Genomic DNA, 26,202 nt, shown 5'->3' with positions numbered 1-26,202 from the left:
AGCGCCGGGGTGGTATCGTGCGGCGATGAAAACACAGATAGACCACCTCGTCGTTGCAGCCCACACCTTGGAGCAAGGTTTGCAGTGGTGCGAAGCTACCCTCGGCATCACCCCGGAAGCCGGCGGCGAACACAGCCAGTTCGGCACCCACAACAAGCTCTTCAAGATCGCCACACCGGCCCACCCGCTGGCGTATTTCGAGATCATTGCCATCAACCCCGGCGCCAAAGGCCCCGCCAACCCGAACGCCAAACGCTGGTTTGACCTGGACAACCCCGAGCTGCGTGCGGCAGTCGCCAAAGAGCCGCGCTTGGTGCACTTTGTGGCCGGCACGGATGAGATGCTGCCCGCCCGCATCGCACTCAAGGGCCTGGGAATTGAGCGTGGCCCGGCCATGCCGGCCAGCCGCCACTCGCGCAAAGGCGTGCTCCACTGGCAAATCACGGTGCGTGAAGACGGCTACCGCCTGTTTGAAGGCTGCCTGCCCACGCTCATCCAATGGGGTAAACCGGACGACGCCGAGCCCCTGCGCCTGCACCCGCGCAACAGCCTGCCGCGCAGCCGCGTGAGCCTGGACAGCATTGCGGTAAGCCACCCGAGTGCGGCCAAACTGCAAGCGGCTTATGCAGCCATAGGTCTGGAAGGCGTAGCCATTACGGAGGGCCCGGCCAACCTGAGCGCCACCCTCAAGACGCCCAAGGGTCTGGTCACGCTGCACAGCATGGGCATTTAGCCTCTGGGTGCCGACAAAGATTTGCTCTTCTTTTGATAGCTGCTTGCGCAAATTCCACGAGCGCTAGCAGCCATTTTGACCATGAACCGCAAGCGCACACTGCCTCTGCCTGCCGACACCAGCCCCCCGCAGCCCGACGCTTATGACACCGTCATCGGCCAGTTCCGCCCCCGCATCACGCTGATGACGCTAGGTCGGGGCGAAGGCCTGCTCGGCCTCAAGCCCCAAGGCAAGTTGGGCCCGCGCGGCGACAGCGTGACGCTGGCGCAGCTCGACTGGACCTACCGCACCCCGGCGGGCGACCGCTGGGAGACGCCCGCCCCCAGCTCCATCCTCAACAGCCGCCCGGCCGAGTTTGAAGAGCTGTTCGACACCGGCGGCCCGGTCGTGCGGCTGCAGCGCAACCTGGTGGCCGAGGCCGACGCCATGGACATGGTGTGGGACCTGGGCTTTGTGCCGCTGGCGGAAGCCACCTTCCAGTGGCGCAGCCAAAAGCAGCGCCCGCACCTGGGCAGCGTGTGGACGCTGCCGCAGGAAGACCACTTTGGCGATTTCTGGGCCGACCAGGTGCCCCAGTTGCAGGCCAAGGGCTGGAGCGTGGTGGTGCAGCCCGGCTTTGCGCACGAGAGCGTGCCGGTGGAGCGCTGGAAGCTCATTCTCAGCCCTGACTCCGGCGAGGTGCTGGGCAAGGAGCTGGACAGCCCCTTGGTGAAACCCGCGCGCGGCGTCGAAAAGCTGGCCCTGCCCGGCCGCGAAGGCGAATGGCTGCTGAGCCTGGGGATTGAGATTGACGGCGAAACGCTCGACCTCGCCCCCATGCTGGCCAACCTCATCAAGCGCGACCCGCGCTGGCTTACCGCCAGCTACCTCGACACGCTGGATGACCTGGCTACCGTCTCGCTGCGCGCGCCGGGTGGCAAGCGCATTGATGCTGAGGCTGGGCCGCTCAAAGCCATCGTGGGCGCCATGGTGGACTTGCTCACCGACCCGCAGCGCATGGCGCCCAAAGGCCCCATCCAGCTGGGCGCATGGGAGGCCCGCCGCATCAACGCATTGCGTGCCAGCCTGCTGGACGCCTCGCGCGTGGGCGCCCACCAAGGCTGGCAACTGGAAGGCGATGTGGGCTTGGCTGCGCTGGCCAAGCGCCTGCACACCACCGGCCAGCCCCAGCCGGTAGCAGCACCGGCGGGCCTGCGAGTGCAGCTGCGCCCCTACCAGCTGGAAGGCTTAGCCTGGCTGCAGTACCTGCGCGCGCAGCACCTGGGCGGCATCTTGGCCGACGACATGGGCTTGGGCAAAACCGCCCAAGCGCTGGCCCATGTGCTGCTGGAGAAGCAAGCCGGCAGGCTGGACCGCCCGGTGCTGGTGGTGCTGCCGACCTCGCTGCTGTTCAACTGGCAGGCAGAGGCCAAACGCATGGCGCCGGATTTGCGGGTGCTGAACCTGCACGGCCCGGACCGCGCAGCGCTGTTTGAGGCCATGCCCGCGCACGACCTGGTGCTCACCACCTACCCGCTGCTGTGGCGCGACATCGAGGTGCTGGCCGCGCAGCCCTTTCATCTGGTCATTCTGGATGAGGCGCAAATGGTCAAAAACGCGGCCAGCCGCAGCGCCCGCGCCCTGCGCCAACTACAAAGCCGCCACCGCCTGTGCCTGACCGGCACCCCACTGGAAAACCACCTCGGCGAACTCTGGGCGCAGTTCGACTGGCTGATGCCCGGCTTTCTGGGCGACCAGCGCAGCTTTGCCGCCCGCTGGCGCAAGCCGATTGAAGAAAACGGCGAAACGGTACGCGCCGCCCTGCTCGCCCAGCGCGTGCGCCCCTTCATCCTGCGCCGCCGCAAGCAAGACGTAGCCACCGAGCTGCCGCCGCGCACCGAAGTCATCCAGCGCGTGCAGCTGCAGGGCCGCCAACGCGAGCTGTATGAGAGCGTGCGCGTGGCCGCCGACAAACAGGTGCGCCGCGTGCTGCAACGCCAGAACTTTGCCGGTGCGCAGATCAGCATCCTCGATGCGCTGCTCAAGCTGCGGCAGGTGTGTTGCGACCCTCATCTGGTGAAGGGCAGTGAGCTTGGGGCCGACATGGAGCGCGCAAAGTTGGAGGCGCTCACCGACTTGTTAGTCCCGCTGGTAGACGAAGGCCGCCGCGTGCTGGTGTTCTCGCAATTCACCGAGCTGCTGGAGCTGATTGCCGATGTGCTCTCGGCCTTGCGCATGCCGTTTTTGAGCCTTACCGGCAACACCCGCCCCGCCCAGCGCGGCAAGTTGGTGCAACGCTTTCAAGGCCTGGAAGTGCCCGTGCTGCTAGTCAGCCTGAAAGCCGGAGGTGTGGGCCTCAACCTCACCGCCGCCGACACCGTCATCCACATGGACCCGTGGTGGAACCCGGCCGTGGAGGAACAAGCCACCGGCCGCGCCCACCGCATCGGCCAGGACCAGCCTGTGTTCGTCTACAAGCTGGTGGTGCAAGGCAGCATCGAAGAACGCATGCTCGAACTGCAGGCCCGCAAACACGCCCTGTCCGACAGCGTGCTCGGCCACGACGCTGAGGGCGCAGCCAAGTTTGACGAGGCGGATTTGCAAGCGCTACTGGCGCCACTGGGCGCGCTCATGGCGCAAGGCCAAACGCCGGAGGAAGCAGCGCGGCGCTGGGGGCGGACGGGGAGCCGGGTGGAAGGCGTTTAGCCCATCCGTTCCACCCGGCCGGGGCAAGGTCAGAGAGCCGCAGGAGTGCTGGGCTTGCGCCCCCACATGCGGAGCGACAGAGACACGATCAGCATCAGTGCTGCAGCCACCCAGAGGCCCACTGTGATGGGACTGCCCACCAGGATACTGGCATCGCCATTGCTAATAGAAAGCGCGCGGCGCAGGTTTTGCTCCATCATGTCGCCCAGCACAAAGCCCAAGATCAAGGGAGCCATTGGAATACCTTGTTTGCGCAACAAGTAGGCGACAAAGCCGAGGCCACTCATGAGCACCAAATCAAAGGTGGTTGCGTGCACTGCGTAGACGCCCACGCTGCTGACGGCGACGATGGCGGGCACCAACAACCAGTTGGGGACTTTGAGCACTTTGGTAAACACCCCCACCAACGGGATGTTGAGCAGCAGCAGAATCACATTGGCCACGAACAGCGAAGCGATCAACCCCCACACCAAGTCAGGCTGCTGGGTAAACAGCGCCGGCCCGGGGGTGATGTTATACAGCGACAGCGCACCCACCATCACGGCGGTCGTGCCTGAGCCGGGTACGCCCAATGTGAGCATAGGCACGAAAGAACCTGTCGCTGCCGAGTTGTTGGCCGCCTCCGGGGCCGCCACACCACGGATGTCACCCTTGCCAAAAGTCCCGTCTTTGTCGGTGAGACTTTTTTCCATGGAATACGTCATGGCGCTGGCAATGGTGGCACCGGCACCGGGCAGGACCCCCACCGCAAACCCCACCACGCTGGACCGGACAGTGCCCCACCAAGTATCGGTCATTTCTTTCAGATTGAACATCATCCGCCCGGTTTGGGTGATCATGCCGCTGTTGCTAAGGTGCTGCTCCAGCATCAGCAATAGCTCACTGATGGAAAACACCCCAATCACGACCACCACAAACTGGATGCCGTCTGACAGATGGACGTCGCCACCTGTAAAACGGTAGACGCCGGAATTTGAATCCAACCCCACACAGCTCATGGACAGCCCGATGATGGCCGCCAACGCCGCTTTAACGGGCGAGGCCCCCATAAGCCCGGCAATGCAAGCAAAGGCGAAGCACATCAGCGCAAAATACTCCGCCGGGCCAAACGACAGGGCCCAACGGGCCAGCAACGGTGCAAACAACACGATGCCAGCGGTCGCGATGAACGAGCCAACAAACGAACTCCACGCCGAGATGGACAACGCCACCCCGCCCTGCCCGTTGCGCGCCATCGGATAGCCGTCGAGCGCGGTCATGATGGCCCCTGCATCGCCAGGCACATTCAGAAGAATGGACGAAATGCGGCCGCCGTATTCACAGCCGATGTACACAGCGGCCAACAAAATCAACGAAGCCTCTGGTGGAAGCTTCATGGCGAACGCCAGCGGCATCAGAATGGCGACCCCGTTGATGGGGCCCAAGCCGGGTAGCAAGCCGACGATGGTGCCGATGAAGCACCCCATCGCAGCAATCAACAGATTGGTGGGGCTGAGTGCCACGCCAAAGCCGGAGGCGAGGTGTTGCAAGACTTCCATGTCAATAGCCTCCCAACAGTGCAGTGATAGGCCCGATAGGGAGCACCACGTCCAATACTTTGTCAAACAACAGGTACAACGCCACGCCCAGTCCTGCGCCACCGGCGAGCGACTGTTTCCAGCTGCCGCCAAAAGCCATGCCCACAGGCAAGGCCATCAACGCGGTCGCCAATACAAACCCCAGCCATTGAAACAACAGCGCGTACGCCAGCACCGCGCCTGCACACAGTGCGGTCGCCGACCACGGGACGCCGCGAAACGTTTCCCAGCCAGCCGTAGGCCGCAAGAGCAGCCATAGCCCGCACAAACACATGGCGGCAGACAGCAGGAGCGGGAAGGAACGGGGGCCAACGGGTTCATAAGAAATGGCGGCCGCGTATTTTTGCGCGGCCAACGCCATGGCGGCCGACGCAACAACACAGACGGCGCCGAGCAGGCGGTCACTCATAAGGAATCTCCGAGAAAGTCAGGGTGGGCTTGGTAGACGCCCAAGCCCCTGCAGGACACACCCGCAGGGGCGGGCCAAGGGTGGCCTTGGCACGGGGAAGCAGTCGGGGTCAGATCGGGTAGATCAGGCTCACTTGGCAGGGACCACATTCAGACCGAAATCGTCAGCCAGCTTGCGGTAGCCATCTACTTGCTTCTTGACATAGGTTTCAAGTGGCGCGCCCGTCAGAGCCATCGGGAACAGACCACGCTCGGTGCGCAGCTTGTCAAAGGCCGGGGTCGCCATGAGCTTGTTGAAAGTGTCTGTCCAGGTCTTGTAGTCTGCATCGCTGACCTTGGGGCCCACATAGAAGCCACGCACGATAGGCCAGTTCACATCAAAGCCTTGTTCAGCAGCCGTGGGGATGTTGGACATGTCACCCGCCAGGCGTTTGTCATTCATCACCGCAAGGATGCGGACTTTGGCGCCAGCCTTGATCTGTTGGCCCGCCTCGGCCGCATCGCCTGTGAACACTTGAATGTGTCCACCTTGCAGCGCAGTCAGCGCTTCGCCACCGCCTTCAAACGCAACATAGCGCATGGTCTTGGGGTTCACGCCACCGGCGCGCGCAGTCAGTGCGGCTTTCATCCAGTCTTGGCTACCGACGGTACCCCCCGCACCCAGCACCACCTTAGAGGGGTCTGCCTTCATGGCGGCCATCACGTCTTTGAGGGTCTTGAACGGCGAGTTCTCGGCCACCACGACAGCGCCGTAATCCGTACCGATGGCAGCGACCCAGCGCACATCGTTTTCGGTGTAACGCCCAAACTTGCCTTGCGCCAAGCTCAAAAGCGACCCACCGGAGAAGGCAACGATGGCGTTGGCCGCGTCAGGCCTTTGGGCAATCACGGTGTTGTAGGCCACGGCGCCAATGCCACCGGGCATGTAGGTGACCCGCATGGGATCGGCGATGAACTTGCCGCCCTGCAAAGCGCTTTGAACAAGCTTGCAGGTCAGGTCAAAACCGCCACCGGGCTTCGCAGGTGCGATGCACTCGGTTTTTTCGAGCGGGTTGGCAGTGGCGGTCAGCGCCGCGGCAGAAAGAGCGGCCGCAATGAATTTGAAAGTAATACCCATGAAAGTGTCTCCTCTAAGTGTTGGGGCGCTCGCAACAGTCCTGCTGCGATGTTCAGACTGTAGAAACATTGCACTTTCAGAACGCTTTCAGGCGGAAGGCCGTTTTTTCAGGGTATTCCCGCATATCCGCTTGCGAGACTCATCGAGGTCTCTCCGGCCCGCGCGAGGGTGATGCTGACTGCCAGCCCACGCCCCTCAGGCCCTCCGGAGACCTGCAGGGCGCCGCCATGGCGCTGTGCCACGGTGCGCGCGATGGCCAAACCCAATCCGGAGCCTTGCACTTGTACGCTGTGCCCCCGGAAGAACCGCTCCCCGGCGCGTGCCAGTTCGTCCGCAGGCAAGCCCGGCCCGTCATCCACGACACTGAAGCGCACCGTCTCTGTATCGGCGACTACGGCCAAGGTGACGTGGCAACCGGTGCCCCCGTGGCGAATGGCGTTGTGCAGCAGGTTTGACAGTGCCTCTTTCAGCAGACCGGGCTCGCCCTGAAAGCGCAGTTTGGCATCTGGAGCTTGCAGGCCAAGGTCTACGCCCTGTTCGCGCGCAACAGGCCACCAGCGGCGAACCATGTCCTCGGCAAGCACCACGGCATCCAGGGTTTCCAGCTCCGGTGCGGCGCTATCGGCTTTTGCCAGGGAAAGCATCTGGTTGGTCTGGCGGATGGTTTCATCCAGTTGCTGTCGAATGTTGTCCATCACCGTCCGCAGTGCGACAGGATCGGCCGCGCGCTGGGCATAGGCCACTTGTGTCGCCAAGGTCGTCAGCGGGGTGCGCAGCTGGTGGGAGGCATCGTCCACAAACTGGCGACGTGCTTCTGTTTGTTCGCGGTTGCGTTGGATGTGGTGGTTGATAGCGCCTACCAGCGGCAACAGCTCTGCGGGCACGCCTTCACTGCGCATAGGCGTCAGGTCTCGGGGCGCGCGGGCCTCCACGTCCTGGCGCATGCGCGCCAGCGGGCGCATGGCCCACGCAATGGTGAGACCAAACAGCGTAGTGGCCACGGCAACCAGCAAGAAATCACGCGCCACCGAATTCAAGATCAGGCCGCGCCGAAAATCGGTTCGTGCCTCCAAGGTTTCAGCCACCTGAACCACCACCCGCTGGGGCGTGGACTGGCCGGCAAGGGGTGTGGTCAGTTCACGGGCGTAACTGCCCACACGGACGGGTTCCCCAAAGTAGACGCCTTCATGGAACTGGGGTATGCCGGTAAGCAGTGGCTTGGGCGGCAGAGGAAGTTCCGAGCTGCCGATCTCCACCAACCCGTCTTCGGTGGCTACACGGTAGTACACCTGCCCGTTGGCCGTGAGCTCAAAAAACTTCAACATGCGGTAAGGCAACTCCACGCCCAGACCGCCGCTGGCAGTCGAGATGCTGGAATCGATGGATTTCACCGCGCCCAGCAGCGAGCGATCGTATGCGGCATCGGCCGCTTCGCTGGCGGTTCGCGAGGCCAGCCAAAGCTCCGCCGAAAAGACCAGGAGCAGCCCGGGCAGTAGGACCAGCAGCAACTTGCGCCGGATACTGCCTCTGATCCAGAGCAGCACAGGCCCCAAGGACTTGTCTGCGGCCGTGGCTGCGGGCCGGGTGCTTGTCATGGTGTGCATTCCAGCATGTAGCCCATGCCACGCAGGGTCGTGATGTGAACCGGTGAGGCGTCCAGCCGCTTGCGCAACCGGTGAACCAGCACCTCAATGGCTTCCGGGCTCACGTCTTGTTCATCAGAAAACACCCGCTCGACCAGCTCGCGCTTGGACAGCGCTTCTCCGCTGTGCTGAATCAATGCACGCAGCACCGCATGCTCGCGCGGCGTGAGCGTCAAAGGCTCGTGCTGCAGGCGGAATTGCTTGGTCGCGCTGTCGTAGCTCAGGGGCCCGCAGGCAAAACGCGGATGCTCGATGCCGCGCGAACGGCGGACCAATGCGATCAGACGTGCCTCCAGTTCAGACAACTCAAAAGGCTTGGCCAAGAAATCGTCAGCACCACCGTGCAGGCAGCTCACCCGCTCCATCAGGGAGTCACGCGCGCTCAGTATCAGCACAGGAAGTCGCTCGTCCGCTTCACGCATATCAGACAGCACGTCATGCCCGCCCAAGCCTGGCAGACCCAAGTCGAGGATCAGTGCATCGTATTTGGTGGCCTTGAGGCTGCGGCGCACCTGGCGGCCATCATTGACCCAATCCACCTGAAAGTCGCTCTGGGCCAATGCTTTGGTCAGCCAGGTGCCCAGTTCGTTTTCATCTTCGGCAAGTAGTACGCGCATAGGGCAAGTGTTTACAGGTTGGCTGCGTGGGTAGGATCTTCCCCACGCCGAAGTCTTGCGGATGATAAGTGGAGTGCATTGCCCCCCCCCGACGGACAGAATGACATTGAGCTCATAGGGTCCCTGCACAATATGCCCACCACCAATCAAAAAAGCCGAAATCGTCCGCTACGTAGAAACCCTGTTCGCCTTTTGCCGACCAATTGGAAGTCCGCCTAGCCCATGCACTCGCTACCCGACTCCGCTAGACCGCAACCGCCGCCGTTTAAGTGAAAAATAGGCTTTTAGCCTTCACAAAATATGCACGAGTAGCTACTAAATACATAGCAAAATCAAAACGCAACATGCCCGACAACCGCACCGCTATTGACGCCCCCATCCCCCTGCAAGCCGAACCCGGCCACCTGATCCGGCGGGCGCACCAGTTGGCGGTGGGCACGTTTGCCAAGACGCATGGCAAGCAGATCACGCCGGTGCAATACGCCATTCTTCGCGCCTTGCAGGACACGCCGGGCATGGACCAGGTGACGCTGGCAGACCGGGTGGCGCTGGACACATCGACCACTGCCGACATTGCCGCGCGGCTGGATACCAAGGGCTGGATCGTGCGGGAGCTGCTGCCGCGCCGCCAGCGCGCGCTGCGCCTGACGCCTGAGGGCGAAGCGGTGTTGGCCGAGATGCTGCCGCTTGTGGAGCCCATGTATGCGCAGTTGCTGGACGCCCTGGAGCCCGCCGAGCGAGAGGAGTTTTTGCGGCTGCTGCGCAAGTTTGTGCACCTGAACACCCCAGCGTCTGACGACCAATCCGATACGCCGGACGAGGCGTAGCCGCCGCGGCCGACCGGTCGTCGGGCGGGCAATCCAACCGCGTATTTCAAGGGAAAACCCTCACTCCCGCCCCCTAGCCGTGGAATTGACTTAGGTCTATGATTTGCGTCATTCAGCATACTGAATGAAGAATTTTAATCGCCATACCGACCCAAGGAGCCAAGCCATGTTTCCCCTCAACACCTGGTACGTTGCCGCCCGCAGCGAAGAGATCCCCTCCGACCGCCCCTTGGGCCGCCGCATCTGCAACATCCCCATGGCCCTGTTCCGCAACAGCGCGGGCATGGCGGCGGCGGTGGAAGACTTTTGCCCGCACCGGGGTGCCCCACTCTCGCTGGGCAAGGTCGAGGGCGACACGCTGGTCTGCGGCTACCACGGCCTGGCCATGGGCTGCGATGGCAAAACCGTGTCCATGCCCTGCCAGCGCGTGCGCGGCTTTCCGGCAAACCGCAGCTTCCCACTGCACGAGGAACACGGCTTTGTGTGGGTATGGCCCGGCGACGCGGCCAAGGCGGATGTGGCCGACATTCCGAAATTTGAGTGGCTGGGCAACCCGCAGTTTGGCTACGGCGGCGGCTTGTACGAGATTGCCTGTGACTACCGCCTGATGATCGACAACCTGATGGACCTGACGCACGAAACCTATGTGCACAGCACCAGCATCGGCCAGAAGGAAATTGACGAAGTGCCCTGCCAGACCCGCGTGGACGGCGACCATGTGATCACCGAGCGCTACATGGAAGGCATTGAGGCACCGCCATTCTGGAAGATGGCGCTGCGCATGAACGGCCTGCCCGACGACCAACTGGTGGACCGCTGGCAGATCTGCCACTTCACGCCACCCAGCCACATCATGATCGAAGTGGGTGTGGCGCTGCAGGGCCATGGCGGCTACAAGGCGCCAGACGAGGTGAAGGCAGCAAGCTGGGTGGTGGACTTCATCACCCCCGAAACAGACACCAGCATTCACTACTTCTGGGGCATGGCGCGTAAGTTCAAGCCGCAGGACGCAGCGCTGACCGCGCAGATCCGTGAAGGCCAAGGCAAGATTTTTGGCGAAGACCAGGAGATGCTGGAGCGCCAGCAGCAAAACCTGCTGGCCTACCCCGAGCGCAAGCTGTTGATGCTCAACATCGACACCGGCGGCGTGCAGTCGCGCAAGATCATTGACCGCATCGTGGCGGCAGAGCGCAAGCCAGCCCCCAGCGAGGGCGCAGCACAAACCGCTGCAGCGCCCATCGCACAGGGTGCAACGGCATGAGCGCCCACCCCACCCTGCAGGTGCGCGTGGCGCACAAGCGCACCGAGGCGCAAGACATTTGCAGCCTGGAGCTGGTGGCGCTGGATGGCGGCGCCCTGCCCGTCTTCACCGCCGGTGCCCACATTGATGTGCACCTGCCCAATGGCTTGGTGCGCCAGTATTCGCTCTGCAACGCGCCCAGCGAAACACACCGCTATGTGATTGGTGTGCTGCGCGATGCGGCGTCGCGCGGTGGCTCGGCTGCCGTGCACGATCTGGTGGCCGAGGGCAGCACACTCACCATCAGCACACCGCGCAACCTGTTCCCCTTGGACGGCGCGGCGCCCCACCACCTGCTGCTGGCCGGTGGCATTGGCATCACGCCCATGCTGGCAATGGCGGAGCACCTGGCCGCGACCGGTGGCGCGTTCACCCTGCACCATTGCAGCCGCAGCCGCGTGCGCACGGCGTTTGTGGATCGGCTGGGCGCTGCACCGTTTGCAGCACACGCCCACCACCACTTCGACGATGGCGATGCAGCCCAAAGGCTGGACATCGCCGCCACCCTGCAAAGCGCCCCCGCAGGCACCCACCTTTATGTCTGCGGCCCGCAGGGCTTTATGGACGCTGTGCTGAACGCCGGGCGCGCCGCCGGCTGGCCCGAGGAGCGCTTGCACCGCGAGTACTTTGGCGCCGCGCCCACCGCCAAAGCAGACGACGGCAGCTTTGAGCTAGAGATTGCCAGCACCGGCAAGGTCATCAAGGTGCTGCCCGACCAAACCGCGCTGGCCGCATTACATGCAGAGGGCATAGCCATTCCCATGTCGTGCGAGCAAGGCGTGTGCGGCACCTGCCTCACCCGCATCAAGGCCGGCGTGCCCGACCACCGCGACCAGTATCTTTTGCCCGAAGAGCAGGCGGAGAATGACCAGTTTCTGCCCTGCTGCTCACGCGCCAGTAGCACGCGGTTGGTGCTGGATTTATAGTCAAATAGGTACCTAGCGCTCGTGCAATATGCGCAAGCAGCTCCTGAATTCATAGCAACATAGCGCAGACGGGCAATCCTGCTACGCTGCTACCCACGTCAAGGAGCTGCCCATGAATCCCAACACGCCCCCCAAGTTGAGCCGCTGCGGCAGGGCTATGTCTGCACCCTCGCTGCTGCGAACCACCGCCTTACCCACGGCGCTCGCACTGTTTCTGGGCGCATGCTCAGGCGGGCCGGACCGTATACCGCCCAGGACACCCCTGTCGCCGGATGCCACCCAGGCGCGTCCGCCCGCAGCAGCGCCTAACGCAACTTTGGCGACACGCTATCGTGTGGACCCCCGGGAATCCAGCTTGCGGATTCTGGTCTACCGGGGCGGCACCATGGCGCGCTTGGGGCACAACCATGTCATCAGTTCTGACGACCTGCAGGGGCAAATATGGCGTGGGGCCAATGCAGAGAACTCAGGTTTTGAGATTGCAGTGCCGGTCAACACCTTGATCGTGGATGACAACGCTGCCCGGTCCGAGGAGGGAGATGACTTTCCCCTCAATGTGACTGAGGATGCCAAAGCAGGCACAAAGGCCAACATGCTGCGCCCCACCCTGCTGGATGGTGAACGCTACCCGGAGATCAGTATCAGTGCCGCCAGCATCACCGGAAGTACCTCCAATCCGGCTGTGGTAGCCAACATGCGCATCAAAGACCAGACCCGCGCGATACAGCTGCCTGTCACGCTGTCTGAGGCAGAAGGCGCCTTGGCAATCCAAGGAAGCTTTGAGATCCGCCAAACGGATTTCGGCATCACCCCGTTGAGCATCGCCATGGGAGCGCTGACGGTGCAGGACACGGTAAAAATTAAGTTCCGGCTGGTGGCCAAGGCGGCCCCCGCATCGCCCTGAGACTCTAAATTTGCAGCTTGTCCCGCAGGTCGTAATACCAAGCGCCCAGCGCGGTGAGCGGCACCCGGAACCAGCGCCCGCCCGGGAAGGGGTAATGCGGCAAATTGGCAAAGGCATCAAACCGGTTGGCTTGGCCTTGAATGACCTCGCTAAGCACCCGCCCGATCAAGTGGGTGAAAGTCACCCCGTGCCCTGAGCAGCCCTGCGAGTAGTAAATATTGGAGTTCAGGCGCCCCACTTCCGGCAGGCGCGATAGGGTCAGCAGGAAGTTGCCCGTCCAGCCGTAGTCGATGCGAACATCTTTCAGCTGAGGGAATGTTTTCAATAGCTTGGGCCGGATGATGGACTCGACATGCTGCGGATCCCGCGCGCCGTATATAACCCCGCCGCCGTACAGCAGGCGCCGGTCACCGGAGAGTCTGAAATAGTCCAACAGAAAGTTACTGTCCTCGACGCAATAGTCGGTGGGCAGGATTTCGGGGAAGCGATCTCCCAAGGGCTCTGTGGCGATCACTTGGGTACCGCAGGGCATGGACCGCGAGGCCAGCTGAGGCTCCAGCCCGCCAATATAGGCATTGCAGGCCACGATGACAAAACGCGCTTTGACCTGCCCCTGCGCGGTGTGCACCAAGGCAGGGTCGCCGCGCTCAATGCGCAGCACCGGCGAGCCCTCGTGCACCACACCGCCCAGTGACTCGAACGCGGCTGCTTCGCCCTGTGCCAAGCGCAAGGGGTGCATATGCCCGGCACTGTGGTCGAGCAAGGTAGCGCGGTAGCGCCCGGTGCCGATCGCGGCCTCGCTTTCAGTCGCATCCAACAGGCTCAGCTGCTGGTGGCCGTAGCGCTCCCAGAGCTGTTTGTGGTGCTCTAGCTGCTTGACCTGCTTGGCGGTTATGGCGGCAAACATGCCACCGGGTTTGAAGTGGCAGTCAATCTGGTATTTCTCAATCCGCTCGCGGATGATTTGGGCGCCCTCAAAGGCCATGCTGCCCAGCGCCTGAGCGGTGGTGGCGCCATAGCGCGCCTCAATCACATCCATGTCCCGCGAGTAGCTGTGTACCAGTTGCCCACCGTTGCGGCCCGAAGCACCCCAACCTACTTTGGCAGCCTCCAGCACCACCACTTTGAAGCCGGCCTCCGCCAGATGTAATGCAGACGACAGGCCGGTGTAGCCGGCGCCGATGACCACCACGTCTGCCTCCACACTGCCCTGCAGAGGAGCACGCGGAGGTTGTGTCAGCCCGCTGGCTGCGTAGTAAGAAGGAGCGTGCGACGGCGGTGTCGCCGCTTGGACAGGCTGAGACATGGGCAAAACCTTTCCAGAACGTTAGGCGTCGATGCGCAACCAAGTCGTCTTGAGCTCGGTGTATTTGTCGAAGGCATGCAGCGATTTGTCCCGACCATTGCCGGATTGCTTGAAGCCACCGAAGGGCACGGTGATGTCGTCCTCGTCATACTGGTTGACATGGACCGTGCCGGCCTTGAGCCCGCGTGCCACGCGGTGGGCACGGTCAATCTGCCCGCTCCACACGCTGGCCTGGAGCCCGTAGACACTGTCGTTGGCGAGCGTCAGGGCTTCGGCCTCGGTGGTGAACGGAATCACCCCGAGCACGGGGCCGAAAATCTCTTCACGTGCGATTGTCATGTCGTTGCGCACGCCCTCAAAAATGGTGGGCTCCACAAAATAACCACCCGTCTCAGTGCGCACACGGCGACCGCCGAACGCCAGGTTTGCGCCCTCCGCCTGCCCCTGGTGGATATAGCCCAACACAGTACTCATTTGTCCAGCGTCCACCAAGGCGCCCATCTCGGTAGCCGGATGCAGCGGGTCGCCAGGCAGGTAGTTGCGTGCCTCGTCTTGCAGAGCAGCCATGAATTCGGGCAGCACATCTTGCTGCACCAGCAGGCGGGTGGGCGCGTTACACGACTCGCCCTGGTTGTAAAACACAGAGCCTGCAGCCGCGCGGGCTGCGGCAGCCACGTCTTTTGCGTCGTTGAACACCACAAAGGCAGACTTGCCCCCTAGTTCGTTGTACACCCGCTTGAGATTGGACTCAGCGGCGCAGGCCAACATCCGCCGGCCGATGCGGGTGGAGCCGGTAAACGCGATGGCATCCACATCCATGTGCAGCGCGAGTGCCTCGCCTGCTTCGTGGCCATAGCCAGGCACCACGTTTAACACCCCTTCAGGAATGCCAGCGTCTACTGCGAGCTCTGCTAATCTCAAGGCCGTGTAGGGAGACTTTTCACTGGGCTTGAGCACCACGCTGTTACCCGACGCCAGGGCGGGGCCCAGCTTCCAGGCCGCCATGATGAGGGGGTAATTCCACGGCACGATGGCACCGATCACACCCATCGCCTCGCGGGTAATCAAGGCCAGCGCGGTATCTGCTGTGGGGGCAATTTCGTCGTACAGCTTGTCAACGGCTTCGCCATACCAGGCCAGGCAATTGGCGGTGGCAGGCACATCTACTGCAAGGCTGTGCCCGATCGGCTTGCCCATATCCAGCGTTTCCAGGAGCGCCAACTCGTCACGCGCCGCCAATACCAACTCCGACCAGCGTTGCATGATGCGTTTGCGCTCGCGCGGCGGTTTGCCAGCCCACCGGCGGTCGGCAAATGCGCGCCGTGCTGCGGCGACGGCGGCATCCACATCGGCCTTTTGACCCCGGGCTACGGTGCCGAGGCGAAGTCCATTCAAGGGGGAGTGTTTGTCGAAGGTCTGGCCATCTGCCGCTGCCACACGAGCGCCATTGATGAACAAACGGCCATCGGGTTGCAGTGCGGCAGCCCGGGTGTGCCAAGGCGAAGAAGTGTCGAGCGTTGTCATAGGGTGATGCCCAAGTGGGTTGTGCATGGCCGGAGTAGAAAGTGGCTCCTACGATACCCCCAATGGGGCCACGCCATAGGAGCCACTTTATGCGCTCAAAGCAGACCACTTGACTGCTGCTGCCCCCACCGGGGGCGCAGCTTAGCGGCTTGACTGCCGGCGAAGGGTAAACCGATCCACCACTTTCCAGCGCGCGGGCTGCGTGCCGGCAGCCTCTACCCAGACCGGGCGCGCCTGGCCGGGCAGGTCGCCGGGGTTCGCCCGGTTCAAGGCCCATTGCTTGGGCACTTCGTCGCACCCGAAAAAGTAACCCGTCAAGTCCCCTTTGGCATCGAGGCGAAAACGCAGAAAGCCTTTGTAGTCCTCGCAGGCCAGCGGTGAATAGGCGTTGTTCCACATCAGACCGCACCGCGCCATGGCCCAGAAGTACACCCCCGCAATCAGCCCGCCTACGACCGTACCCAAGACTGCACAAGCGAGAGCGCCCAACAGATGGGATACGCCCGGGGCTGCACAGACCCTGGCGGCAGAGCCGTGCCAGCCAAGGTCTGACACAAATTGCGTGACCCACCAAATAGCGCCCAGTTGGAGGGCTGCGTGGATCGCTGGCGACCCCCATCGCGCGAGCTTGCCCGGCTCGTCTTTAGCCAAGCTGAAGCACATCGCAACGATTGCCGCCCACACGGCCAGCCGAGCACCGTCTGAACACGCGAGCCAGAACGCGGCGGCATACGCCAAGCCGAGCGACAAAGGAAACATCAGGTTGCCCTGCCCTACACCGCGCAGCAAAGGGCCGCCTCGCGGGTCGAGACTATTCCAGGCGAACTTGAACAACGACCACCAAATCTGGCGCCCCAAGGCGCGCGAGACGTCCGGTGCGGGATAGCGGCACTGGGCTGCATAGGCTGAAGCGGCATCGGGCTCTGACGGAACCGTGCCGAAGAAAGTTGCCTGCCCGAGCTCAGGGCTAATGGCACTAGGGTCGTGGAGCGCTCGGCGGACCTTGGGCTGCGACAACGACACTGCGTGCGTGGGATGCAAGAACGCCCCGCCGGCGCCACAGGTCACCAGCAGATCGGCCGCTGTGGGATCGGGGCTGGCAGATGCCTCCCTGCAGTAATGATGCACGTCCCCAGCGATACGCATGCGGATATGCAGACCTTTAGCCTCCAGAATGGCTTCCAGCCGCTGGTAGCGTTTGGGGTAGCCTTCGGGAGCACCATCACCCAGTGGTCTCGTCCAATAGGGTTCCGGGTAGATCAGGATCAGCTGGTCACCCGGAGCCATAAGATGATTGGGATTGGCCGCCCCGTTGATTTTGTCGCCCGCTAGGCGCCGGAAGGCCTCGTACTGGCCGCGGTCTAGGTCACCCGTCAAGGCAAAGTCGAAACCCAATACCCACCACCCTTGCGGAAGGCGTGTGGCGAAATAGGAGCGCTTTTGTGGCGTGCGCAGTCCGAAAATCTCGCCATTGTCACGGTCGACAAAGTAGCGTTTGAGGGTGGATAGGCTGTCAAACCAATCGTGGTTTTGCGCAATCGCATAGCTGCTGCGGCCAGCGGTATCTGAACCCGATGCGGCGCGAGCGCCCTCGAACATTTCCAGAAAACGATATTGATATTCATAGGCGCTGGCACCCGGGTAGCTGAGATCGCCACCCAAAAACAAAATCCGCCCCCGCGGGCAGAGTTCGCCTTCGCCATCGTCCATGGCCTCAGCCTGCACCGCTCGCGCAACGGTATATGTTGCATTGCCGCCATCGCCGGTGTCGGACAAAAAGTCGAACCAGAACTCGCCATCCGGTCCGACCTCCGCTGTGTGGTCTTCTGCTTCAAAAACACCGGTCCACAGCTCCCGGGGATCTGCATTCCGAATCACATCGGCGCTGGACACCAACTCACGCGCAGACTGCAACAGTACGGCGGGGTTGTACCAAGCGACAGGCCAGCGTTGGTGAGGCGGCTCGCCCGCCCCGAAACGATATTGCGGCATAACAACTCCCTTTTTTGTTGTCTATTTCTACCCATTTAAATTGCGCGCCCTTGCCGTCACCAACAAAAAGGCCCGGCCACCTGAAGGTGCCGGGCCGGTTCAACACAAAACTATCTGCGTTGACGCGCCAACCGGTGTGGGTGGCTTACTCCTTTTGTTCAATCAGGCGGTTGATGCGCAGGGCCAACAGCGTGCAGATCGCTCCCGACAGCAGGTACAAAGATACAGCACCCAGACCGAACTTGGCAGAGAGCCCTAGCGCTACCAAGGGTGCAAAGCCCGCACCCAGCAACCACGCCAGGTCAGCCGACAAGGCTGCACCGGTGTAGCGGTACTTTGGCGAAAAGTTGGATGTCACCGTGCCGGAGGCTTGGCCATAGGAGAGCCCCAACAACACAAAACTGGTCAGCAAAAAGAGGTTGTTGCCGACTTCGCCGGCACCCAATAGCCAGGGCGTCACGAAGCTGAAAAGACCGATCAGCAGGGCCATGGTTCCCAAAAGGTTGCGGCGTCCGATACGGTCAGCCAACCAACCCGAGAACACGATCGCGCCAGCAGCCAAAATGGCCCCGATGATTTGAATCTGCAGCACGTCGCCGATAGCCTGCTCAGAATACATGGCGATCCACGACAAGGGGAATACCGTCGCCAAGTGGAACAGTGCAAAGCTGGCCAGCGCAGCAAATGCGCCCAAGACCACGTTGCCACCTTCATCGCGCAACACATTCCGCACGCTCACCGGCTGGAGCTCCAACTCTTGCAAGCGTTCGGCATAGGACTGACCCACTACCAAGCGCAAGCGGGCAAACAGCGCCACGACGTTGATGGCAAACGCCACAAAAAACGGATAGCGCCAGCCATAGCTCAGGAACTCTGCCGGAGTCAGACTGCTGTGCAAATAAGCAAACAAGCCGGCTGCCAAGATGAAACCTACGGGCGCGCCCAGTTGGCCCACCATCGAGAACCAACCTCTGCGCTCCTTGGGTGCGCTCATGGCCAACAGAGAGGGCAATCCGTCCCACGAGCCGCCCATGCCCAGCCCCTGGCCGATCCGCAAAATCACGATGGCGGCGATAGCGGTGAGCCCGGCGTCTGCATAGCTTGGCAAAAAGGCCATGCCGGCGGTGCTGGATCCCAGTAAAAACAGCGCAATCGTGAGCTTGGTGCCTCGACCCCAGCGCCGCTGGATAGCCATGGAGAGCGCTGTGCCGACCGGCCGCGCAACAAATGCCAGAGAAAAAATGGCAAAGGCCATTAGGGTGCCATCTAAGCGCGCCATCTGCGAAAATAGCAATCCCGGAAAGACCAGCACACAGGCGATGCCGAAAACAAAGAAGTCGAAATACTCAGATGCTCGCCCGATGATGACGCCGACCGCAATCTCACCCGGAGTGACATCTTCGTCGGTGTGTGCGCCTGAAAGCGATACCGAGCTCTCGAACCCGTGCCCGCTGGGGGCTGTGGATGCTGGTGTGTACATGATGCCGTCCTTAAATCTACTTCTACAACCGTGTTTTACACCCGCGCGAGGCAGAAAAGCTCGGTTTGCACTAATCTCCTCCTCAGGAAAACCCTGATTGCAACTTCAAAAGCGGGTCGGTTGACCTTGGACAAAATGTCCAATGGACAAATTTATTAATGAAATTACAGTTACAAGCTGTCCATAAAGTGTTTAACAAGGGTGCCTCACCCAGGCATTAACAACATGTTCAAAATCAAAGCATTGAAAAGGTGGTCTGCGCTGGCGTCCATTACGATGGCCGCTGCGCTCTCGGGCTGCAGCAAGGCTGTAGTGCTGAATCCCGCCGGGGATATTGCAGCTCAGCAAGGTCAAATGGTGATCACAGCCACCTTGCTGATGCTGATCATCATCGTTCCCGTCATCTTTCTCACCTTGTTTTTCGCTTGGAAGTACCGCCAGAGCAATACCGAGGCGGAATACGAGCCCGATTGGCACCACTCCACGTCATTGGAGCTGCTGATTTGGGGCGTACCGTTGATCATCATCATTGCGCTGGGCGCTCTGACATGGATCGGAACCCACAAACTTGACCCTTACCGTCCCTTGGACCGTATCGACGCACAGCGCCCTCTGCCGGCTGATGACAAGCCCATGGAAGTGCAAGTGGTGGCGATGGACTGGAAATGGTTGTTCTTCTACCCCGAGCAAGGTATTGCCACGGTGAACGAGCTCGCAGCACCTGTGGACCGACCCATCCTGTTCAAGCTGACGTCCACATCGACCATGAATGCGTTTTATGTGCCGGATCTGGCCGGCATGATTTACGCCATGCCTGGTATGCAAACCGAACTAAATGCCGTGATCAACCGCCCTGGCGTGTTCAAAGGCATGTCTTCGCACTACAGCGGCGCTGGTTTTTCGGGAATGACTTTCAAATTTCACGGTCTGAGCAATGAAGACTTTGCGCAATGGGTAAACAAAGCCAAAACCGAAGGCAAGGCCTTGGATCGCGCCACTTATCAAAATCTGGTGAAGCCGAGCGAACGTGACCCGGTACAGCGCTTTGCCAGCGTCGAAGCCGGCCTATACGACAAGGTGCTGAACCGTTGTGTCGAAGACGGAAAAATGTGTATGCACCACATGATGGCGATCGACGCCCGTGGTGGCCAAAGCTACGTGAAAGCCATGGGGCTGAGCATGCCGCAAGATGTTTGCACCGTGCAAAACGCGAACCAAGTGATCGCGGCGCTCGAAACACGCAACGCCAACCGCGCCGTCATCCAACAATAACTTTCGCTCCGGTGGCCGATCGTGGTCACGGGTGCATTGCTAAAGAGACTTTATATGTCCTCACAAACTTTGACTGATACCCACTGGGCGCTAGGCCGGCTGAGCTGGGATGCTGTGCCCATGACGCATGACCCCATTATTTTGGGAACATTCATCATGGTCGTATTGGGTGGTTTGGGCGTGTTTGCCCTGATGACCAAGTTCCGCCTATGGGGCCCGTTCTGGCGTGATTGGGTCTGCAGCATCGACCACAAGAAGATCGGCATCATGTACATGGTGCTCGGTTTGGTGATGCTGCTGCGCGGCTTTGCAGATGCCGTGATGATGCGTTTGCAACAGTCCATGGCCTTTGGCGACAACATGGGTTACCTGCCGCCGCACCACTATGACCAGATTTTCACAGCCCACGGTGTGATCATGATTTTCTTCGTGGCCATGCCATTGGTCACCGGACTCATGAACTACCTGATTCCGCTGCAAATCGGAGCACGGGACGTGTCGTTCCCGTTTCTGAACAATTTCAGCTTCTGGATGACGACCGCCGGTGCCGTTTTGGTCATGTTCTCGCTGTTCTTGGGTGAGTTCTCCACTTCCGGCTGGCTTGCGCTATCCAACTTGGGCGCCCAAAACCCCAGCACCGGCTTGGACTACTACATTTGGGCGCTACAGATCGCAGGAGTGGGGACCACGCTCTCCGGCATCAACTTGATAGTTACCATCATCAAGATGCGCGCGCCTGGAATGAATTTGATGCGCATGCCAGTGTTCGTATGGACGGCACTTTGCACTAACGCTTTGATTGTGGCGTCGTTCCCGGTCCTGACTGCTGCGCTGGTGCTGATGTCGCTGGACCGCTATGCCGGCACCAATTTCTTCACCAACGATTTGGGTGGCAACCCCATGTTGTACGTGAACCTGATCTGGATCTGGGGCCATCCCGAGGTTTACATCCTGATCTTGCCGGCATTTGGCGTGTTTTCAGAAATCGTCGCGACTTTCAGCAAGAAGCGCCTGTTCGGTTACACCTCCATGGTTTACGCCACCATTTGCATCACCATCTTGGCTTACGTGGTGTGGCTGCATCACTTCTTCACCATGGGATCCGGTGCCAGTGTGAATGCGTTTTTCGGCATCACGACCATGATCATCTCGATCCCGACAGGCGCGAAGATCTTCAATTGGCTGTTCACCATGTACAAGGGGCGGATCCGCTTCGAGTTGCCGATGATGTGGACGGTTGCGTTCATGATTACCTTTGCCCTGGGCGGCATGACAGGTGTGTTGTTGGCTGTGCCACCCGCGGACTTTGTGCTGCACAACAGCTTGTTCCTGATTGCACACTTCCACAACGTGATCATCGGCGGTGTGGTGTTTGGCATGTTCGCGGGCATCAACTACTGGTTCCCCAAGGCCTTTGGCTACAAACTCGATCACAAATGGGGAGTTCGTTCCTTCTGGCTGTGGGTCGTCGGTTTCTGGGTAGCATTCACCCCGCTCTACGTGCTGGGCCTGATGGGCGTGACACGCCGTGCGAACCACTTTGAAGACCAATCGCTGCAGATCTGGTTTGTGATCGCAGCCATCGGCGCGGCCATGATTGCCGCCGGTATCGCCTGCTTCCTCATCCAACTGCTGGTGAGCTACCTCAAGCGCGAAGAGCTGCGGGATTGGACCGGCGACCCCTGGGGTGGCCGCACGCTGGAGTGGGCTACTTCGTCGCCACCACCCGACTACAACTTTGCATTCACGCCTGTGGTGCATGAAATCGACGCCTGGTGGGACATGAAAAAGCACGCCTACAAGCGCCCTTTGAGCGGTTTCGAGCCGATCCACATGCCAGCCAACACCGCGGCAGGCGTCGTTATCTCCGGTTTGTCACTGGTTTTCGGCTTCGCGTTGATTTGGCATATGTGGCTGCTCGCAGGTGCATCTTTTGCTGCACTGCTCTTGGTATCCATCGCCCACACCTTCAACTACAAGCGTGACTTCTATATTCCTGCTGCGCAAGTGAATGCTTCCGAAGAAGCCCGCACACTCCAATTGGCCCGCCATGTCTAACATGAACAACTCACACGGCGCCGCTGCCGGCGCACTCTCGCCCCGCGAGTACCACCTGGCCCATGAGCCCCACCCGGAAAACGGAACGGCCCTCGGCTTCTGGCTGTACCTGATGAGCGACTGCCTCATCTTCGCGGCCCTCTTTGCGACCTACGGCGTCTTGGGCCGCAGCTATGCGGCCGGCCCCACCGGAGCGGAGCTGTTTGATCTGACGTTGGTCGCCATCAATACCGCGTTCTTGCTGCTGTCGTCTATCACCTTCGGATTTGCCATGCTGCGCAAGCAACTCGGCGATGTGAAAGGAACCCTGATTTGGTTGGCAGTGACGGGCCTTTTCGGCTTGTGCTTCCTGGCTCTGGAGTTGTATGAGTTTTATCACCTGATTCACCAAGGGGCCACACCGCAACGCAGCGCTTTCTTATCGGCCTTCTTCACCTTGGTGGGGACCCACGGTCTCCACGTGACGTTCGGTTTGGTGTGGCTGGTCGTTCTGATGATGCAAATCAAGAAGCACGGTCTCACACCTGCCAACAACCGTCGCCTTATGTGTTTGTCGATGTTCTGGCACTTCTTGGACGTGATCTGGATCGGTGTATTTACCTTCGTTTATTTGATGGGAGTGCTGTAAATGAACGCACACAATTCTCATGCGTCGCACGGGCACGATGACCACGCGCACGGCGGTCACGATGCCAATGAACCTCACAGCACCTTTTCGGGCTACATGACGGGTTTCTTGTTATCCATCATCTTGACGGCGATCCCGTTCTACTTGGTCATGGCAAAAGTGATCTCTGACCGGCCTACCGCTGTCATGGTGCTGGGGGCATTTGCGGTCATCCAAATCTTGGTGCACATGTTTTACTTCCTGCACATGAACGGCAAGGTAGAGGGTGGCTGGACCTTGCTGTCCACCATCTTCACTGTGGTGTTCGTCGCAATTGCGATTGCGGGCACTTTGTGGGTCATGTTCCACATGAACGCCAACATGATGCCGAGCCACACCGATATGCCAGCGATGGAGCAAGCGGCACCAGCCGCTGAGCCCAAGGCCGGCCTCTAAACCCCGTGCAGGTATTGCATCTTGAGTGACTCGCCGCTTCAACTGCAGGTCGGCGGGCGTTCAAGGTGGCGGCTGGTCTTTGTGGCCGTACTTTGTCTCGTGCTTGTAGTGGGCTTATTGCGGCTCGGAACCTGGCAACTAGAGCGCCGCACCTGGAAACTGGAGCTAATCGAGCGCGTGACCCAGCGCTTGCAACAACCCCCTGTAGCCTTGCCTGAGAGCCAACAGTGGGCTGCCCTGCAGCCGGCTGCCTTCGAGTATCTTTATGTCAAAGCCTCGGGCTATTGGTTGACTGACAAGACGGTACTCGCGCAAGCCACCACCGCGCTAGGCTCCGGGTATTGGGTCCTGACCCCGCTAGCGCTATCCGACGGATCTAGCCTGCTGGTGAACCGGGGCTTCATCCCTGGCAACCAACGCGCGCAGTGGCAGCCACCTGCCGGTGAGAACGGTGCCCCTGTGGGTAATGTCACCATTCAGGGCTTGCTGCGCAAATCAGAACCCGACGGTGGCTTCTTGCGGAGAAACGATCCTGCTTCGCAACGCTGGTTTTCACGCGACGTTACCGCGATTGCACAAGCTCAACAACTCAAAAGTCCTGCGCCGTTTTTCTTGGACTCCGGCTTGCCGGACACCACCTTGAATAACAACCTTGAAGCCCGCCCCTCATCCGCTGGCCCGTGGCCGCGAGAAGGGTTGACCGTAGTTCGCTTTAGCAACAGCCACTTGGTATACGCCTTCACATGGTTCGGTCTGGCCTTGATGGTGTTGGTGGCTGGAGGGTTTGTGGTCCGTTATGAGCGGCGCTTGCGCCTTGAAGGCCACAATACCCCCCATGGAAACCAGCGCTAACAAATTCGCCGCAGCACCTACTGCACCGTCACAGCGCAACGACGCCTATGCCGGCCTGAGAAACCTTCATCAGCTCATCCAACTTCGGTGGATTGCAGCGGCCGGTCAACTGCTCACGATCGAGGTCACGCGTCACGGATTGGGTATGGAGATTCCGGTGGAGCCCATGCTGGCCATCGTGGGTGCCATGACTTTTTTTAATCTCGCGTGCTTGCTGCGCTGGCACACCCGCCAGGCAGTGTATGAGGTGGAGCTGTTCATTGGGCTGCTCGTCGACATTGCAGCGCTTACGGCCCAGCTCTACTTGAGTGGGGGTATCAGCAACCCGTTTGTTTTCTTGTACCTGCTTCAGATCGCGGTAGGGGCCATGCTGCTTCGGGGTGGGTATATCGTCTTCATCGTAGCCATTGCATCTGCGTGCGTGATATTTCTAGCTACGTCCAGCCTACCCCTCTCGCTAGCACCTAACCTGCAAGATGGATTGTCTAGTCCGTATGTGCTGGGCTTGCTGGTCTGCTTTTTACTGAATGCGGTTCTCGTGGTGGTATTCATCACCCGCATCAACAGCAACCTGCGCCGACGCGACGCACGCTTAGCTGCTGCGCGACAACGCGCCGCGGAGGAAGAGCATATTGTCCGGATGGGCTTGCTTGCGTCTGGCGCGGCCCACGAATTAGGTACTCCACTGGCCACGCTAGCTGTAATCTTGGGTGACTGGAAACACATGCCGAACATCATGCGAGACAGAAGCCTAAAGGACGACATCGCAGAAATGGAAGCTCAGGTGCAAAGGTGCAAAAGCATTGTGAGCGGTATCTTGCTCTCCGCAGGTGAAACCCGGGGCGAACACTCCAGCCAAACCACGGTGCGCAGCTTTTTAGATCATTTGGTGCACCAGTGGCGCGCCACCCGAGCGGTAGACACCTTTGTCTATGACAACCTAATCAACGACGACGCGGCCATGGTCGCGGACACCACCCTTGAGCAAATGGTGTTTAACGTGCTGAACAACGCGCGCGATGCTTCGCCCCAATGGGTGCAACTCCATGCCAGCCGCGATGCAGATGTGCTGTGCATCACCATTACCGACCGCGGGGCAGGCTTTGACGCGCATGTGCTATCCCAACTTGGGCAACCCTACCAATCCACCAAGGGCAAGCCCGGCGGTGGACTTGGACTATTTTTATCGATGAATGTTGCCCGTACCCTCGGTGGCAGCTTGCGCGCCGAAAACCTGCCGTCTGGCGGTGCCCGCGTCACGATTACGCTGTCCATGAACGAACTCTCCATGCCCGTAACCGAATCTGAAGCACCCCATGGACACTGACCGCCTGCTCTTGATTGTTGAAGACGACGAAGCCTTTGCCCGCACTCTGACCCGCTCTTTCGAGAGACGCGGCTACCGGGTGCTGCGTGCTGATGGTCTTCAAGGCGTGGAGGCTTTGCTAGCCGCACACACCCCGGAGTTTGCGGTAGTCGACCTCAAACTCAAAGGCGAGGCCAGCGGGCTCGCGTGTGTGCGTGCCCTGCATGCCCACAGCGAAGCCATGCGCATTGTGGTGCTCACCGGATTTGCCAGCATCGCCACGGCCGTCGAGGCGATCAAACTAGGCGCGAGTCACTACCTGGCTAAGCCGTCTAACACCGACGATATAGAAGCCGCATTTGGCCTCGATGAGGGCAATACCGAAGTCGCCCTAACCAACCGATCCAGCTCAATCAAGACCTTGGAATGGGAGCGCATCCACGAAGTGCTGGCCGAAAGTGATTTCAACATTTCTGAAGCTGCTCGACGACTCGGCATGCACCGCCGCACGCTCAGCAGGAAGCTGGACAAAAATAGGGTTTAATTTTTTAACATTTTTAAACCAAAATAACAGATAAACGTTATATTCGAGTCAACTGGTCGAAATACAAG

22 protein-coding genes are annotated in these 26,202 nt (G+C 60.7%); 13 read left to right on the top strand and 9 right to left on the bottom strand.

Annotated features, from left to right (window positions below; genetic code table 11):
* Positions 1-25: 25 nt before the first annotated feature.
* Both U5L73_RS09970 and U5L73_RS09965 read left to right on the top strand, forming a co-directional pair.
* On the top strand, positions 26-733 hold the full coding sequence (locus tag U5L73_RS09970; RefSeq protein ID WP_322562215.1) for a VOC family protein: 708 nt from the start codon (positions 26-28) through the stop codon (positions 731-733).
* A gap of 81 nt (positions 734-814) precedes the next feature.
* Entirely contained in the window at positions 815-3,418 is a 2,604-nt protein-coding gene (locus U5L73_RS09965; RefSeq protein WP_416221294.1) for a DEAD/DEAH box helicase, read from the top strand.
* A gap of 29 nt (positions 3,419-3,447) precedes the next feature.
* Here U5L73_RS09965 and U5L73_RS09960 read toward each other — a convergent pair whose 3' ends face one another.
* From U5L73_RS09960 to U5L73_RS09940, 5 genes are all read right to left on the bottom strand, one after another.
* Positions 3,448-4,956, bottom strand: a complete 1,509-nt coding sequence (locus U5L73_RS09960; protein ID WP_322562214.1) for a tripartite tricarboxylate transporter permease — start codon at positions 4,954-4,956, stop codon at positions 3,448-3,450.
* Position 4,957: 1 nt separating this feature from the next.
* Positions 4,958-5,404: a tripartite tricarboxylate transporter TctB family protein gene (locus tag U5L73_RS09955; protein ID WP_322562213.1), complete on the bottom strand. Its 447-nt coding sequence runs from the start codon at positions 5,402-5,404 to the stop codon at positions 4,958-4,960.
* A gap of 129 nt (positions 5,405-5,533) precedes the next feature.
* Positions 5,534-6,520: a Bug family tripartite tricarboxylate transporter substrate binding protein gene (locus U5L73_RS09950; protein WP_322562212.1), complete on the bottom strand. Its 987-nt coding sequence runs from the start codon at positions 6,518-6,520 to the stop codon at positions 5,534-5,536.
* A gap of 107 nt (positions 6,521-6,627) precedes the next feature.
* Positions 6,628-8,115, bottom strand: a complete 1,488-nt coding sequence (locus tag U5L73_RS09945) for a sensor histidine kinase (RefSeq protein WP_322562211.1) — start codon at positions 8,113-8,115, stop codon at positions 6,628-6,630.
* Complete coding sequence (locus U5L73_RS09940; RefSeq protein WP_322562210.1) at positions 8,112-8,780, bottom strand: response regulator; 669 nt, start codon at positions 8,778-8,780, stop codon at positions 8,112-8,114. The genes U5L73_RS09945 and U5L73_RS09940 overlap by 4 nt, the downstream gene beginning before the upstream one ends.
* A gap of 344 nt (positions 8,781-9,124) precedes the next feature.
* On the opposite strand from U5L73_RS09940, the gene U5L73_RS09935 reads away from it, so the two are divergent.
* From U5L73_RS09935 to U5L73_RS09920, 4 genes are all read left to right on the top strand, one after another.
* The gene (locus tag U5L73_RS09935; RefSeq protein WP_322562209.1) at positions 9,125-9,607 is read left to right on the top strand and encodes a MarR family winged helix-turn-helix transcriptional regulator; all 483 of its coding nucleotides are present in this window, start codon (positions 9,125-9,127) and stop codon (positions 9,605-9,607) included.
* 166 nt (positions 9,608-9,773) lie between these two features.
* Positions 9,774-10,868, top strand: a complete 1,095-nt coding sequence (locus tag U5L73_RS09930; protein ID WP_322562208.1) for an aromatic ring-hydroxylating dioxygenase subunit alpha — start codon at positions 9,774-9,776, stop codon at positions 10,866-10,868.
* Positions 10,865-11,833: a PDR/VanB family oxidoreductase gene (locus tag U5L73_RS09925; RefSeq protein ID WP_322562207.1), complete on the top strand. Its 969-nt coding sequence runs from the start codon at positions 10,865-10,867 to the stop codon at positions 11,831-11,833. The genes U5L73_RS09930 and U5L73_RS09925 overlap by 4 nt, the downstream gene beginning before the upstream one ends.
* 112 nt (positions 11,834-11,945) lie before the next feature.
* Complete coding sequence (locus U5L73_RS09920) at positions 11,946-12,737, top strand: YceI family protein (protein ID WP_322562206.1); 792 nt, start codon at positions 11,946-11,948, stop codon at positions 12,735-12,737.
* Positions 12,738-12,741: 4 nt separating this feature from the next.
* Here U5L73_RS09920 and U5L73_RS09915 read toward each other — a convergent pair whose 3' ends face one another.
* The 4 genes from U5L73_RS09915 to U5L73_RS09900 form a co-directional block, all read right to left on the bottom strand.
* Complete coding sequence (locus tag U5L73_RS09915) at positions 12,742-14,043, bottom strand: FAD-binding oxidoreductase (RefSeq protein ID WP_322562205.1); 1,302 nt, start codon at positions 14,041-14,043, stop codon at positions 12,742-12,744.
* Between the two features lie 21 nt (positions 14,044-14,064).
* A complete protein-coding gene (locus U5L73_RS09910) occupies positions 14,065-15,567 on the bottom strand; it encodes an aldehyde dehydrogenase (protein WP_322562204.1) in 1,503 nt (500 codons plus the stop codon).
* A gap of 141 nt (positions 15,568-15,708) precedes the next feature.
* Positions 15,709-17,559 carry a hypothetical protein gene (locus U5L73_RS09905; protein ID WP_322562203.1) on the bottom strand — a complete coding sequence of 617 codons (1,851 nt, stop codon included), beginning with the start codon at positions 17,557-17,559 and terminating at the stop codon, positions 15,709-15,711.
* Between the two features lie 145 nt (positions 17,560-17,704).
* On the bottom strand, positions 17,705-19,039 hold the full coding sequence (locus U5L73_RS09900; RefSeq protein WP_322562202.1) for an MFS transporter: 1,335 nt from the start codon (positions 19,037-19,039) through the stop codon (positions 17,705-17,707).
* Between the two features lie 225 nt (positions 19,040-19,264).
* On the opposite strand from U5L73_RS09900, the gene cyoA reads away from it, so the two are divergent.
* From cyoA to U5L73_RS09865, 7 genes are read left to right on the top strand one after another with little or no spacing between them, the layout of a single operon-like run.
* Positions 19,265-20,311: a ubiquinol oxidase subunit II gene (gene cyoA, locus U5L73_RS09895; RefSeq protein ID WP_322562201.1), complete on the top strand. Its 1,047-nt coding sequence runs from the start codon at positions 19,265-19,267 to the stop codon at positions 20,309-20,311.
* 54 nt (positions 20,312-20,365) lie between these two features.
* A complete protein-coding gene (cyoB, locus tag U5L73_RS09890) occupies positions 20,366-22,369 on the top strand; it encodes a cytochrome o ubiquinol oxidase subunit I (protein ID WP_322562200.1) in 2,004 nt (667 codons plus the stop codon).
* The gene (cyoC, locus tag U5L73_RS09885) at positions 22,362-22,997 is read left to right on the top strand and encodes a cytochrome o ubiquinol oxidase subunit III (RefSeq protein WP_322562199.1); all 636 of its coding nucleotides are present in this window, start codon (positions 22,362-22,364) and stop codon (positions 22,995-22,997) included. The genes cyoB and cyoC overlap by 8 nt, the downstream gene beginning before the upstream one ends.
* The gene (gene cyoD, locus U5L73_RS09880; RefSeq protein WP_322562198.1) at positions 22,998-23,432 is read left to right on the top strand and encodes a cytochrome o ubiquinol oxidase subunit IV; all 435 of its coding nucleotides are present in this window, start codon (positions 22,998-23,000) and stop codon (positions 23,430-23,432) included.
* A gap of 21 nt (positions 23,433-23,453) precedes the next feature.
* A complete protein-coding gene (locus tag U5L73_RS09875) occupies positions 23,454-24,284 on the top strand; it encodes an SURF1 family protein (RefSeq protein ID WP_416221293.1) in 831 nt (276 codons plus the stop codon).
* On the top strand, positions 24,268-25,611 hold the full coding sequence (locus U5L73_RS09870; RefSeq protein ID WP_322562197.1) for an ATP-binding protein: 1,344 nt from the start codon (positions 24,268-24,270) through the stop codon (positions 25,609-25,611). Before U5L73_RS09875 ends, U5L73_RS09870 begins: the two co-directional genes overlap by 17 nt.
* Positions 25,601-26,134, top strand: a complete 534-nt coding sequence (locus U5L73_RS09865) for a response regulator transcription factor (RefSeq protein ID WP_322562196.1) — start codon at positions 25,601-25,603, stop codon at positions 26,132-26,134. The genes U5L73_RS09870 and U5L73_RS09865 overlap by 11 nt, the downstream gene beginning before the upstream one ends.
* The last annotated feature ends 68 nt before the right edge of the window (positions 26,135-26,202 follow it).

The organism is Rhodoferax sp. (assembly GCF_034520025.1).
Taxonomy (GTDB): Bacteria; Pseudomonadota; Gammaproteobacteria; order Burkholderiales; family Burkholderiaceae_C; genus Allorhodoferax.
This window is presented reverse-complemented; position numbering and strand designations above follow the sequence as displayed.

Bases quoted from the DNA above. Each gene is read 5' to 3' on its own strand.
- U5L73_RS09970 (WP_322562215.1), top strand. From the start codon at position 26: ATGAAAACACAGATAGACCACCTCGTCGTTGCAGCCCACACCTTGGAG.
- U5L73_RS09950 (WP_322562212.1), bottom strand. From the start codon at position 6,520: ATGGGTATTACTTTCAAATTCATTGCGGCCGCTCTTTCTGCCGCGGCG.
- U5L73_RS09935 (WP_322562209.1), top strand. From the start codon at position 9,125: ATGCCCGACAACCGCACCGCTATTGACGCCCCCATCCCCCTGCAAGCC.
- U5L73_RS09910 (WP_322562204.1), bottom strand. From the start codon at position 15,567: ATGACAACGCTCGACACTTCTTCGCCTTGGCACACCCGGGCTGCCGCA.
- U5L73_RS09925 (WP_322562207.1), top strand. From the start codon at position 10,865: ATGAGCGCCCACCCCACCCTGCAGGTGCGCGTGGCGCACAAGCGCACC.
- cyoD (WP_322562198.1), top strand. From the start codon at position 22,998: ATGAACGCACACAATTCTCATGCGTCGCACGGGCACGATGACCACGCG.
- U5L73_RS09920 (WP_322562206.1), top strand. From the start codon at position 11,946: ATGAATCCCAACACGCCCCCCAAGTTGAGCCGCTGCGGCAGGGCTATG.
- U5L73_RS09900 (WP_322562202.1), bottom strand. From the start codon at position 19,039: ATGTACACACCAGCATCCACAGCCCCCAGCGGGCACGGGTTCGAGAGC.
- U5L73_RS09870 (WP_322562197.1), top strand. From the start codon at position 24,268: ATGGAAACCAGCGCTAACAAATTCGCCGCAGCACCTACTGCACCGTCA.
- cyoB (WP_322562200.1), top strand. From the start codon at position 20,366: ATGTCCTCACAAACTTTGACTGATACCCACTGGGCGCTAGGCCGGCTG.
- U5L73_RS09905 (WP_322562203.1), bottom strand. From the start codon at position 17,559: ATGCCGCAATATCGTTTCGGGGCGGGCGAGCCGCCTCACCAACGCTGG.
- cyoC (WP_322562199.1), top strand. From the start codon at position 22,362: ATGTCTAACATGAACAACTCACACGGCGCCGCTGCCGGCGCACTCTCG.
- cyoA (WP_322562201.1), top strand. From the start codon at position 19,265: ATGTTCAAAATCAAAGCATTGAAAAGGTGGTCTGCGCTGGCGTCCATT.
- U5L73_RS09940 (WP_322562210.1), bottom strand. From the start codon at position 8,780: ATGCGCGTACTACTTGCCGAAGATGAAAACGAACTGGGCACCTGGCTG.
- U5L73_RS09865 (WP_322562196.1), top strand. From the start codon at position 25,601: ATGGACACTGACCGCCTGCTCTTGATTGTTGAAGACGACGAAGCCTTT.
- U5L73_RS09965 (WP_416221294.1), top strand. From the start codon at position 815: ATGAACCGCAAGCGCACACTGCCTCTGCCTGCCGACACCAGCCCCCCG.
- U5L73_RS09915 (WP_322562205.1), bottom strand. From the start codon at position 14,043: ATGTCTCAGCCTGTCCAAGCGGCGACACCGCCGTCGCACGCTCCTTCT.
- U5L73_RS09955 (WP_322562213.1), bottom strand. From the start codon at position 5,404: ATGAGTGACCGCCTGCTCGGCGCCGTCTGTGTTGTTGCGTCGGCCGCC.
- U5L73_RS09930 (WP_322562208.1), top strand. From the start codon at position 9,774: ATGTTTCCCCTCAACACCTGGTACGTTGCCGCCCGCAGCGAAGAGATC.
- U5L73_RS09960 (WP_322562214.1), bottom strand. From the start codon at position 4,956: ATGGAAGTCTTGCAACACCTCGCCTCCGGCTTTGGCGTGGCACTCAGC.
- U5L73_RS09945 (WP_322562211.1), bottom strand. From the start codon at position 8,115: ATGACAAGCACCCGGCCCGCAGCCACGGCCGCAGACAAGTCCTTGGGG.